9 protein-coding genes are annotated in these 11,526 nt (G+C 58.5%); 6 read left to right on the top strand and 3 right to left on the bottom strand.

All coding sequences use genetic code 11. The features are described 5' to 3' along the window. Positions 1-34: 34 nt before the first annotated feature. Together K5Q35_RS18620 and K5Q35_RS18615 are read left to right on the top strand one after the other, a co-directional pair. Positions 35-337 carry a hypothetical protein gene (locus K5Q35_RS18620; protein WP_220800901.1) on the top strand — a complete coding sequence of 101 codons (303 nt, stop codon included), beginning with the start codon at positions 35-37 and terminating at the stop codon, positions 335-337. Positions 338-461: 124 nt separating this feature from the next. Next, on the top strand, positions 462-1,190 hold the full coding sequence (locus tag K5Q35_RS18615) for a DUF736 family protein (RefSeq protein ID WP_220800900.1): 729 nt from the start codon (positions 462-464) through the stop codon (positions 1,188-1,190). 101 nt (positions 1,191-1,291) lie between these two features. On the opposite strand, the gene K5Q35_RS18610 is transcribed toward K5Q35_RS18615, so the two are convergent. Genes K5Q35_RS18610 through K5Q35_RS18600 form a run of 3 tightly spaced genes read right to left on the bottom strand, consistent with a single transcriptional unit; the run spans position 1,292 to position 4,928 of the window. After that, positions 1,292-3,238, bottom strand: a complete 1,947-nt coding sequence (locus K5Q35_RS18610) for a DUF3732 domain-containing protein (protein WP_220800899.1) — start codon at positions 3,236-3,238, stop codon at positions 1,292-1,294. Beyond that, on the bottom strand, positions 3,235-3,723 hold the full coding sequence (locus tag K5Q35_RS18605) for a three component ABC system middle component (RefSeq protein ID WP_220800898.1): 489 nt from the start codon (positions 3,721-3,723) through the stop codon (positions 3,235-3,237). The genes K5Q35_RS18610 and K5Q35_RS18605 overlap by 4 nt, the downstream gene beginning before the upstream one ends. Then, complete coding sequence (locus K5Q35_RS18600) at positions 3,720-4,928, bottom strand: ABC-three component system protein (RefSeq protein ID WP_220800897.1); 1,209 nt, start codon at positions 4,926-4,928, stop codon at positions 3,720-3,722. The genes K5Q35_RS18605 and K5Q35_RS18600 overlap by 4 nt, the downstream gene beginning before the upstream one ends. A 665-nt stretch (positions 4,929-5,593) precedes the next feature. On the opposite strand from K5Q35_RS18600, the gene K5Q35_RS18595 reads away from it, so the two are divergent. From K5Q35_RS18595 to K5Q35_RS18580, 4 genes are all read left to right on the top strand, one after another. Continuing rightward, a complete protein-coding gene (locus K5Q35_RS18595) occupies positions 5,594-6,523 on the top strand; it encodes a DUF2493 domain-containing protein (RefSeq protein WP_220800896.1) in 930 nt (309 codons plus the stop codon). A 534-nt stretch (positions 6,524-7,057) separates the two neighbouring features. Next, positions 7,058-7,264, top strand: a complete 207-nt coding sequence (locus K5Q35_RS18590; protein WP_103911512.1) for a hypothetical protein — start codon at positions 7,058-7,060, stop codon at positions 7,262-7,264. A 584-nt stretch (positions 7,265-7,848) separates the two neighbouring features. Further along, complete coding sequence (locus K5Q35_RS18585) at positions 7,849-8,427, top strand: transposase (protein WP_220800895.1); 579 nt, start codon at positions 7,849-7,851, stop codon at positions 8,425-8,427. Next, positions 8,414-11,518, top strand: a complete 3,105-nt coding sequence (locus tag K5Q35_RS18580; protein WP_220800894.1) for a relaxase/mobilization nuclease domain-containing protein — start codon at positions 8,414-8,416, stop codon at positions 11,516-11,518. The genes K5Q35_RS18585 and K5Q35_RS18580 overlap by 14 nt, the downstream gene beginning before the upstream one ends. The last annotated feature ends 8 nt before the right edge of the window (positions 11,519-11,526 follow it).

Raw genomic sequence — 11,526 nt, 5'->3', positions numbered from 1 at the left:
AGTGGCAGCAGAATAGGCAAGGGAGGGAAAGATCATGACACTTGATGAAATCAAGGCCGCCGTCGATGCCGGCCATACCGTGCATTGGGCTAATACCGGCTACGTTGTCCACAAGGACCGGCTCGGTCAGTACCTCATCACCTATCAGCCGAACAGCAGCTGCATCGGTCTGACCGACCGGGGCGGGCACGGGTTGAACGGAAAAGAGGCGGAGTTCTTTATCGCGCGATCGGAGGACGGCGCGGAAAATCCGGGCAGCCAATCAAGACCAAACGGGCAGGGGAGGGGCGTAGCACCCGGAGGCGCGGGGGCCTTCCCACTCGTACGGCAGCTCTGACCCGAGGGCGGGGCTGAAAGGAAAGCAAGCTTTCTGATTTGTGATCCCTCAAGGGGTCGAGAAAGCAATCCCGGATGCGCTGGCAAGGACGTCAGACACCGGCCAATCCAAAAGGAACCATCCCATGTTCGCAGGAACCCTCACCCGCAATGTCGAGACCGCAGCCGCTCAGTACACCGGCATGATCCACTCGACGCGCTTTGACATCGCCATCCAGTTGGAGGCGCGGGCCAAGATGTCCGAACGCAGCCCGGATTTTGACGTGACGGCAGTCAACAAATCAGGCCGCAAGGTGCGTATCGGCACGGCCTGGAACGAGACCGGCAATACCAGCGGCAACCCCTACATCTCGATGCAGATCGATGTCGGCTTGGGCCCGTTCCGTGTCAACGCGGTGCAGACGAAAGAGGCGCGCGCGGCCCAGAGCGGCGCGTTCGAGATCATCCCGCTGGTCTCGAACGGCCTGATGAAATCCGGCTCGATCTCGGGCGAGCTCACCGCCATGGACGCTGACAACGCCTTCACCGGCTACATTGCCAACATGATGTTCGATCTGGAGTTCATGCTGATCGAGAACAGCTACAAATCCGAGGAGACCCACCCCGATTACCGGATCGAGGTCAGCTCGCCCCGGGGCACACCGATCCGCGTCGGCTCGGCCTGGATGGCCAAAAGCAGCCGCACGGGCAATGACTACCTGTCGCTGCTGATCAACACGCCCGATGGCGACCTGCGCGTGAACGCCGTGCAGAACGAAGAACAGCGCGGCGGGCAGACCTTCTCGATCATCCCGTTCATCGACAGCGGTGAGCAGCCGCAGGACGCAGGCGCGGGGCTCTCGCTGGTCGCGTGATTAGCGCGCGAGAGGAGACGATCTGAACCGAAAGGGGAGCCGTGGGACCACGGTTCCCCTTTTGGTCGTGTTGTTTCAGCTCAAAGATCAACCCGCAATACCTAGGCCTCACGTACAGGCCAATCGTCTGGGATCAGCTTGATACCGTTGGCTTTAGTCCAACGTTCAACTGTGGCGTCAACATAGCGATCATCATTCTCCATATATGCATGTTCGATTAGTAGAACTTGGAGGCCATTAGCTTTGGCTGTCTCTTTGAAGATGAAGTCCATTATTCTTGCCATGGAACGACGATCATCATCCTGCGCCATTTCTTCCAAGCTGCGTTCGTCGCGAGCCTTTTCATCCTTGGGATAATACGGACGGCTAATCTGATCGATAACGAGCAGGCCGGGCACCGGCGATGCAACCTGCTCAAAGTGCTTGTGCAAGCCAAATAGTAGTGCCAAATGAATTGCGAGATAGTTCTGATCTGAACCAACATCGACGAGGTTGAGCTGGCGTTGACGCTCCGCTTCAATAATGCGAATTCTGCCATCAGCAAAGAATTGTAGGCGGGCATCTGTGAGTGGAGCGGTTGAGGGAAGGGAAGGAAGCATCTCAGATGCGTAGTTAGACACCATGTTTTCGGCATGTGCGATCTTGTCGCGAAGAGCTTGCGGATCGACAAATTCTCTTAACCCTTCGATTTCACTTCGAAGACTGCCAAAATCAACCGGAGCCTGCTCGAAATCCTCAACGGTCGTTTCTAAAAACTGCTCTACGCGGCCAAGAGTGATTGCGCGCGCCTGAGCCAGATCATCAGCTCGTCTAAGGGCATCGCTTTGCTGAATGGCACTTCGAATCTGGCGCTCAATTTCCCTGATCCGATTATTAGTGGACTGCAAATTTTCTTCTGCCTGCTCTAATTGATCAAGCAACTCTGGGGTCACTTGCTGAACTGAGGCAACTTCCTTCTCAATGAGCGAAAGAGAGGCAGCAATGTCCTTAGCAATTTTTGCACCTATCTGACTCTTTTCCTGGCACACTGGGCAAGTTTCGTTGTCGAGGTGCAGGTGATTTACTAGGTTCAACTTCTGAAACTGCCCAGAGGTTGTCGTTTCGAAACCAGAAGCGTCTTTGACTAGCGCTTTCAAGGCATCTCGCTTTTGGCGATTTTCTGAAGCCAATCGAACTGTTTCCCGCCGATCCTGTTCTAAGGCGCCAAGCTGATCGCCAGTCTCCGTATCGGTCCGAGTGATCTCGAAAGATGTTACCTCTCTCAGAAGATCAAGAAGTTCATGTTCTGGGAGGGTGGGGTCTGGTGCGTCAGACATTCCTAGGCCAGCGGATTGGGTAAGCAATGCTATCGCTCGCTCGGTAAGCAGAGATCGGCTTTTCTTTCTTGCCTTGTCCTGACGTTCAAGCCGCGCTAACGCCGCCTCTAATTGGCGCAATCGTCTTTGTGCCAAGACAGTTTCCTGATCAACCGCTTGAAGGAAGTAAGGCAATGTTGCCCTGATGTCCTTTGCCTTGTCGGGATCATTCAGGTCATGAAGAACAGTCTTGTTGCTGATAATCACGTCTGCGGTGAGAAACAGATAGGGTGTGGTGTGCCTGATTGTGGCCTTTCCAACCGTCGACTTCTCGTCTGCGTCCGCATCGTCTATGTCGGAGATCCGGAATGCTCGTTCGATTAGTTTTCTGGCAGTCGCGCGAGGGGCGGGCCCTTCAATTTGTTCGAACGAAGTAGGCAACTGTAAATTGCGCCCCGTCTTAACGAACATTTTTTCTGTTCCCACGCCACTGTCGGGAACGACGCGTCCAACTATCAAGTCGGTTTGATCGTTTTTCCAGTGAACTGCGACACCGATAGTACGTCGCCGCACATAATCAGGGAGCTCACAGCTTCTGGAGCCAAGGCAATAATCAATTCCTGAGATGATGGCCGATTTGCCTGTTCCGGAGCGGCCAGTAAGTATTGCTACTTCATTTGGGCGCAACTGGATTGTTCTTCTCCGGCCTTCCAGACCAAAGAACGCGATCTCAGAGGTATTCCAACGTGTCATGGTCGCACCTCTAAGGCAGAAAAGATAGTAGCCGGGCCGCCGATACCAGACATCCATGTCCCAAGTCGCTCAGCCCTCGAGACAGCCTGCTTTGGCATATTAGACAGCTTGCTTTTGGTGTTTTCTGGGGGCTTCTTCGCGCCGCCCAACTGCATGGTTCCATTGTTCCCTAACTCTAACAATTGGCTGAAGAGGGCGGCACGAATTCCCTGATCAGTAGTATTTCTTGCTACCTCAATGTCTTGTTGAAGTCCGATACGGACTTCGGGAAAACGGTTGAGCCAAGAAAGAAAACCTGTTGCAGAATTTGTTGAAGAAAAACTGGCTTCTAAGCGTTGTGACACGGCCAAGGGCACAACAAGATACGCTAGACTTATGTGTGGGGCCTCATCACTATCGCCTGAATAGCTTTTTACAAATCGATAGAGGAGAAATGACACGAAGGCCGGGTTTGTTTCAGCAAAAAGGTCATAAGTCGTTCTCATTCTGAAAACCCCAGACGTTTGCGATAGTCAGGGTGCCATCCGACCCGACCCTCAATTGACAAAACCTGATAACTTCCTCGCACGTAGAAGGGCGATGTCACTGTGCTTTCAATAGTTCCTACCTCTTGAGCAGCTTCTTCCAAGACCCATCGCAGTACTGATTGCCCGTTAGTGACCAATTCAGTTTCATTTCCGGCCTCGGTGTTTTCGCATGCACTTTCGTGCCTGTAGGTCCACTCGGAGACAAGTCTTTCGTCGTATTCCACGATTTTGCTATGTTTGGATGGGGCTTCAATTGACCAAGCCGCTCTTTGATTTCTAGCTTGCCATTCTGAAATACGAGCCAGCTTCACCATTGCTGGCTTGGCTTCCACTAGCTCACATTGTTTCGCCAACATCTCATGAGTATCAAAAACAGGAGGCGGTTGTTTGCTGCTAAAGCTATCCAATAGAGCTTCTGATGTAAGCATTGCGCTAATCTCGGAGAGTTGCTCGAGCAGTTCATACCTTTTAATGAAGCGATCTCGCTTACCGTCAAAAGACAACAACATCTGCCGATCCCACCACTCACCGAGTTTCGCCGCGAGCGTCGCCCGTTGAGTTTTCGGGTAGGTGTCAAGACGCTGAGCAAGTTTGCCTTCCAAGCTACTGATCGTCCCTACTTCTGACTGTATCGAAACCCTTTGAAGCAAGCTTGCCCTCTGACTTTCAGACAATGCAAGAAATGCCGCAGCCCCAGAAGCCTTCTTCTTATGAGGCTTTGTTCTGCCTTCAGGTTCTGCTGTTTCGACGTCTTCAATGACGCGCTTCGCCTCTGCTTGTAACTCAGACGACAAAGAAGCGCGGTCTGAGCCTTCCGTTTCTAAGCAACGAAGAGTGGAATTAGAGGCAATCGGAGCAACTGCAATCAACGCAAACTTGGTACATTCTAGATCTAGGTTTGGAAGTAGCTCACACCAGATCCTGAAGGTTGTCCAAAGGTTCACCGATTTAGTTGTCAGTGGCTTGGGGTTTGGAACAAGCGAATGCTTTAGTTGCTCAAGAATATCTACGCCGTTGGCCTTAAGCTGAACGTCATCAAGAGCCTCAACTGCTACTGCGGCCTCATCATCGTTTGTCTCGAGTAGCTGGAGAAGGGCAAAGCGTTCCTGGTAGCGGAACCCTAGTGCCGAAGCTGTTGCGTCGTGTTGCGATTGTGAAGTCATTCTTCTGCTTAAATACCGGTGCACACCTTTTGCGAGAGTAGCCGTAAATCAATGAAACACAAAGGCTTATCGAGGCAAACCTATTCCTCCTCAGTGATGGTATCTTGCGCGTTGGTAGTTTACTGGCTTCTGCCCCCCAGCTCGGCTTCGCGTGTCGCAGGGGAGAACGGCCCTTCGGTCCGTCGCGCATTCGGCCATGCGGCCTCACCGCGGCGTCGCGCCTGGCATCCCGGTTTGCCCGCCTCGCGAGCACGTCTCTCCCTGGCCGCTCCGCCGGATTGCGCTCTGGTCTGTTTTGGCCCGAGGCCAAAACGATCCCGCCACTTCATCCGTCTCCCGCGTCCGGTCGGTCCGTTTGCCTGCTCGGGTCGGGCAAACCTACCCTCAAAACACACACACATGAGTGCGGAAGCATATCCTCCGGATGGCCCCCAAATCAGCCCGCGTCAAGGATCGCAAAACTTTTCGGCGAGGACGGGGCCTGTGGCTTGGGGCGGTCCCGTGCGTGAGGGCGCGCATGTGTCAGTTGCTGCACGCGGAAAACTTTCGCGCCCGGCAAGCCGGCGGCTGCGCCGTCCCTGACCCGGGCAGATTCGGAAACCAGACATTCGGCCATGCCCCCGCACTCACGTGGTGGCTCCTCAACCGAATACTGGAGACCAGACATGGCTTACGACACTGCGAACACCTACGAGACCATCGAGCTTTTTGGGCTGACCGAGAAGGACGCACAGCTGCCGATCCCCGAGGATCACGTCTTGACCGACCGCATCATCCGCGAATGCTTCGATGCATTGCTCGGGCCGCTGCGCGGGACCGGGCTTGAAGCGGAAATCGAACCGCTGGCCCATGGGCTCGCCACGATCCTGCAGCGGCGCAAGGTGGCACTTGGCAAGGAGATCGACCGCACCGCCGACAAAATCGGCGCGCTGGCAAAATCCCACGACGGATCGGAGATCGCCGAGACCGCGCTCGAAGAGGCGCAGGCGCGCTTCCTGCAGCTGCGCGAGATTGTCGGCGCCATCGAGGTGATGAGCGAGGCGGCGGCGGAATGCTATGAGATCGAGACCGGCCACGCCTTCATCCCGGCCGCTGGGTCGCGCGCAAGCGTCCGGGCGCAAGAGACCGGGGCGGTCTTCGAGGCGCGGCAGCTGCTGGAGCAGCATGACCGCGAAACCGCCGAGAAGTCGAAAGTCGAGGGGGTGCCCCTGATCGTCTCGGGCGCCACCGACTGGACCGATGTCGATGTGATCTTCAACACGCTCGACAAGGTTCGCGAACGGATCAAGCAGAACCGCAATCAGGAGATCTTCCTCTGTCACAAGGGTGGCAAGCACGGGGCGGAGATGATTGCGGCGCGGTGGGCCCGGGCACGCGGAGTGGCGCAGGCGCGCTTCGATCCGCGCTGGTCCGCACACGGGCGGGCAGCACCGTTCAAGTGCAACGACGAGATACTGGACGACAAATTCGCGGCGACAGGGGTTGTGCTCTTCGGCGGCAACGGAGTCGCGCTGAACCTAGGGCAGAAGGCGGAAGCGAAAGGCCTGACGGTCATGCGGGTTGCGGACCCGGCGAAGAAGACTGCACAAGATTGAAGAGAGGGGGTCGCGCTTGGCGCGGCCCTTTCGTCATGTCTCATGGCGCGTGCGGTCGGTGTATCAAGATCGACAGGCTGCGCCGTCCAGCACCGTCATCCCTCTACCCGGTCCGTCAGCGTTCGGTCCATCCGCATCGGGGTCTGGCTGGAGGCTATGCGCGCCTCATGGGTATCCTCGACAGTTCAAGACGCGAGGGGTCGAGACGTCGCACTTTAGGCGGAAGACTTGCGCGTTCCTCGGGTTGCGTTGCGGAACATCGCACCCACGCGGGCGCGCTTCGTCAGCACCCCGGCCAGGTTCGGTGGGACGCGGATGGTGGCGTCGGCGTGATGGCAGGGGTCATCCGGGTCTCTCCTTTTTGCTCATAGATGTGGATCGCACGGGGTCGGCCCGTTCGTGCCCTCAGCTCACGCTTCGGCAAGCACAAATACGGCTTCCACGGCGGAGCCGCGGACCCTCCGCATTTGCGCTTGCGACCGGGCCTCTTGCCCCCGTGCTGGCAGATCCCCATCGCAACAAGGAGTAACCCAAATGACCAACCACTACGTCGCCACCGTCCCCGTCAAGTTCACCGACACCGATGGCCAGGAGCGCACCCGTTTTCAGCGCGTGGGTGCGATGTTCCGCAACACCCGCAACGGGGACGGCTCGGAGTTCTTCAGCCTCAAGCTCGACTTCCCGGTCGCGGTCTCGGAGCTGGTGATGTTCCCGCCGAGCGCAAAGGAGCCGCAGGACTGAATCCTCCGACGAGGATGGGTCGCCCCCCGGGCGGCCCTGGCCTGTTGCCGGGACCGCTGCGCGAGGGAAGGAGAGCCGGGCCGGTGGCCCGGCTCAAGTCATGGTTGGCGGGACCGCAAGCGGTCCCGGTGGAAGAATAGAGATGGTTCGTGATGGGGCGGTCCAACGGCCTCAAGGGTGCCATCCGGAATAACCCGTCGGCTACGCCTACCGGGTTTTTCCGGCAGAGATTTGGGGGCCAAATCTGGCCACCCTTGACGCCGTTGGACCGCCCCATCCGAGGGGATTTGCGCCGCCCCCTCGCTTCCGTCCGAACACATGCGTGTTCGGTCAAAAGCTCTGGCGCGGGCATAAGTGAAGCCGGGCGGAAGTCTTGACGTGAGGTTAGCCGCGAGGCGCACATCAGGCGGCATGAAACTTGGCGTTTCGATGGCCGCCCCTCCCCACGGGTGCTCGGCAAAAAGCGGCCCAGAAACAGAAATCCTGTCGGGTTGCAATAATGCAGTATTGACACAAACCGTTTGCTTTGTGATTGTGGAGAGGTCGCTGCTGAAGGTGGCAGGAAATAGGGGGGCTTTCTTCGCGTGTCCCAGATGAAACGACTGACCGCACCCCAGAAGATGGAGATCGTGCGTGAGGCCGCAGAAGGCGTCTCGACGGCGGTTCTCTCCGACCGGTTTGGGGTATCCCAGAGAGCCATTCAGTACACGCTCAAAGCCGATGCGGAGCGGCAGAAGGACACCGCCGTGGCGACGGCAGCGGTGACCGTGAAGCTGACACCCGATGAGCTCGAGGCGCTGGATGCGGTATTTTTTGCGGCGGGAATCGAGACCCGCACAGAGGGGCTGAGACGGCTCATCCAGGCCGCCGGCGGAACCTTCGTTCCGGATGTGGCGCTGGCAGCCGAGATGGCGCGCTACCGGACTTCCTTGCACGAGGTCGGCAATAGCGTTGTGCAGCTCTCCAAATGTATGGCGGAGGCCAACCGGACAGGGCAGGGGGCGGCCGCGTTCTCCGATCTGCGGCTCGCCCAGATGCGGGGGCTGGCGCGTTTCATTCTCGATGCCGCCGACGAAATCGACCTGTTGGTTCGGCGGCGTCGCGACGCGATGCAACTGGAGGCCACAGCCGCCTTGAGGGAGTTCGCCCATGCCGCTGAATGATGCCATACGGGCCGCCGCTGCGGTCCATGACGTGACCGGCGAGGTCTTCCGGGAGGGCTGGAGCCGGATCCGCGGGTCTATGCAGGGGCTCCATGTCAAGAAGCAGAGGCAGCTCATTCGGGCCGCGGCAGGGCATCGTGCGGCGGTCTTCAAGGCCATCCGGGGCGGGGGTACCCATTCCAAATCCGAGCTCTCGAACCAGCTTGGTTATCTCACCACAAAGTCCACCCATATTGTCGACAGTTCCGGATTCCTTGATGGCAAGGCAAAGCTCAACAACAAGGAGATCAAGGAGCTGACAGAACGCTTCGCGAAGCGTTGGAGCGCGGGCTTCAAACCAAAGCTCGGACAGACGACCCATATGCTTCTGTCCTACCCGATCGGCACACGGGGCGAGGACGTCCGCGACATCACGGCGAATGTCGCCGAGCGCTTCTTCCAGACCGATGAGGCGCATTTCGATTACATCATCGCGGTGCATGAGGACCGCGCGCACCCGCACGCGCACATTGTCCTGAACCGCCGGTCCCAGGAAGGAGAGTTCTTCTTCCTCGGCCGCGACCACCGATTCAACTACGACGACTTCCGCCTCGCCATGGTGGAGGAGGCCGAGAGGTTCGGGGTGCGTCTGGAAGCGACCCGACGCTTGGACCGGGGGGTGGTGCATTACCCCGCCAGAACGCGCGAGGTCTATGCGGCGAAAGAGGAGAGCCGGGTGGCGGCGCCGCGGCCGCGCGTGGGCGCCGATCTGGAGCGTGCGCTGGCTGAGATCGCCAATACCCGGACCGTCTATCATGCGCTCGCGGTGGAGGCCTCGCGCGACGCCCGTGAAGATATCTCCGCCGCGCTCTTCCGGGCCGGTGAGCTTCTCGCGAGGGGTGGCAGACTTAATTTGGAGGGAGGGGTCTACATGGCTGAGGAGCAGAGCTTTGACGATCTGAGGATCCGCTACGCCGATCAGGTCGCGCGCGTCCAGGGCATGATCGCCGCGAAGCAAGAGACGGAGCGCCCGCAGCTGGAACGGAAGCTCAACGAGATCCAGGCGCGGCTCGCCCATATGCAACCGCTGGGGCTTCGGTCGGGGACGCTGACCGAAAGTCCGTCGGATGGTGGGATCTATTCCGAGGCAAAGATCGACAGGGACCAATTGGTGCGGTTGCAGGAATCCGACGTCCGGGCGCAGATCGACACCGCGCTCAGAGGCACGGGGATCCGGTCCTCTGTCGTCATCGCGCGGGTGGAGACGGGGGCGCAGAACGCCGCGCTCGAGCGGCAATGGATCGCCGATGATCTGGCGCGGGTGGCAGAGACGGGCGGTCTCAACCTCGAGCGGCGCGCCGATCTTGAGACCGCGCGCGAGGCGCTGAACCGCGCGCATGTCCAGGTTGGTATCACGCTTGAGAGGGCAGCTGTCCTGAGGGAGGACCGTGTAATGGAAGGGGAAACCATCTTGGAGCGGATCCATTACCATCGCGAGGCCGCTGAGGCGATGGAACAGACGATCCGGCGAGCGATGCGCGCGGAGGGCCTGACCGAGCAGCAGATCGAAGACCGTGAAGGGCGGATTGCCTTCCGGGCCCAACGGCAGATCGAGACGGAGCAGCGCGCCTATATCGACGCGCACCCGCAGCTGCTCGCACGGCCCGGCGATGTGATCGACAGATCCGAACCCTTCCGGGAACACATTACCGACGAGGATCGCGCGGAGGAGATTGCGCGCGATGTTGATAGAATTATGGCAGAGCGTGACTTCAGGACGCCTGTTGCCGAAGCCGTCACGGATGAGTTCCGGGCGCGCTATCCGGACATGCCAGTTCATCTCGCGCGCGGTCTTGGCGCGACCTATGCGGCTGTTGTTGAGGCGCACAATACCGCGGCCATCAATCAGTTTCGGCGGGAGACCGAGATGCGCGAAAGACTGCGGGACGGCGTAAGCGATACGGCGCAGGGCGCGCGCCTCGCGCGGTCCACGAGACCGGAGGTCGTCAGCCAGCCTGTCGACGACGCTGAATTGCGGCGGGTCATCGAGCACGAACGGTCCGGCGAGATGACCGCGCCCTTTACAGATACACAACAGCGGCTGGCCTATCGGGAGACCGTCGAGCGGGAACTCGATGCGGAGCAGATCGAACGGCTGCAAGACGGCGACAGGGACGTCCTGAGGGAGCAGATCTCGGATCGTCTCGACCGGCTCTACGCCGCCAAGGTCTACCTTCAGTCTGATGAGGCAACGGCCAACAGTGAGGCGGCGCGGGCCGTGGTGGAGCGAGATGAGGTGCAAATGGCAGAATTTTCAAATTCTGACGCCCAAATAATCCGAGATGTCGAACGCGGCGTCGAGAAGCAGATTGATAGAACAGCTGATGAGTATTCGTATTTCGAAAAGGTCGTTTTCGAACGTGGTCGCTTGACCAATGACCGGCCGCATGACGGAAGCGGCGTCGAGCTCAGCGCAGCTGTTCTTGATCTCAACATGGATCGGACGCAAGGACATTTGGACGCTAGGTCGGCGCATCGCGCGGAAGTTCTGATTCGGGATACCCTGCAACAGTTTGGGGAACGGATGGAGCGGGATGTCGAACAAGACTACAACCTCAGGCTGAGCCTCTACGAAGATGCCCTGCAAATGGGGAGCGATGGCGACAGAATCGTCACTGAACAAGAGTTTCAAGACATCAAGTCGGATCGGGATGGCTTGCGGGACCTCTTCCGGCAGCATGGATTTGTCGGTCCAATACGTCTCTCAGAGAGAAAGGAAATCCAGCGAGTCATTGATCATGAGCGCGCGGGCAGTCTCTCATCGCTCTTCGAGGATTCGTGGCATCGTTCCGACTATCGCGTGGCGGTGGAACGGGATCTCAATGCGGATCAAATCAATCGGCTCAGCGACGGCGACGTAGACGTCCTGAAAGAACAAATCTCGGATCGTCTCGACCGGCTCTACGCTGCAAAGGTCTACCTTCAGTCCGATGAGGCAACGGCCAACAGTGAGGCGGCGCGGGCCGTTGTCGAGGAAATAGCTGACCGGGAATACGAACTTCAGCGCGCCGATCTCATCGACGGCGAGAAAGAACGCGGGGAGACTCACTGATGGACGGC

The sequence above is a fragment of the Roseobacter sp. OBYS 0001 genome (genome assembly GCF_019654895.1).
GTDB lineage: Bacteria > Pseudomonadota > Alphaproteobacteria > Rhodobacterales > Rhodobacteraceae > Roseobacter > Roseobacter litoralis.
This window is presented reverse-complemented; position numbering and strand designations above follow the sequence as displayed.

Coding starts and splice junctions, on each gene's coding strand:
- K5Q35_RS18620 (WP_220800901.1), top strand. CDS start 35: ATGACACTTGATGAAATCAAGGCCGCCGTCGATGCCGGCCATACCGTG.
- K5Q35_RS18615 (WP_220800900.1), top strand. CDS start 462: ATGTTCGCAGGAACCCTCACCCGCAATGTCGAGACCGCAGCCGCTCAG.
- K5Q35_RS18610 (WP_220800899.1), bottom strand. CDS start 3,238: ATGACACGTTGGAATACCTCTGAGATCGCGTTCTTTGGTCTGGAAGGC.
- K5Q35_RS18605 (WP_220800898.1), bottom strand. CDS start 3,723: ATGAGAACGACTTATGACCTTTTTGCTGAAACAAACCCGGCCTTCGTG.
- K5Q35_RS18600 (WP_220800897.1), bottom strand. CDS start 4,928: ATGACTTCACAATCGCAACACGACGCAACAGCTTCGGCACTAGGGTTC.
- K5Q35_RS18595 (WP_220800896.1), top strand. CDS start 5,594: ATGGCTTACGACACTGCGAACACCTACGAGACCATCGAGCTTTTTGGG.
- K5Q35_RS18590 (WP_103911512.1), top strand. CDS start 7,058: ATGACCAACCACTACGTCGCCACCGTCCCCGTCAAGTTCACCGACACC.
- K5Q35_RS18580 (WP_220800894.1), top strand. CDS start 8,414: ATGCCGCTGAATGATGCCATACGGGCCGCCGCTGCGGTCCATGACGTG.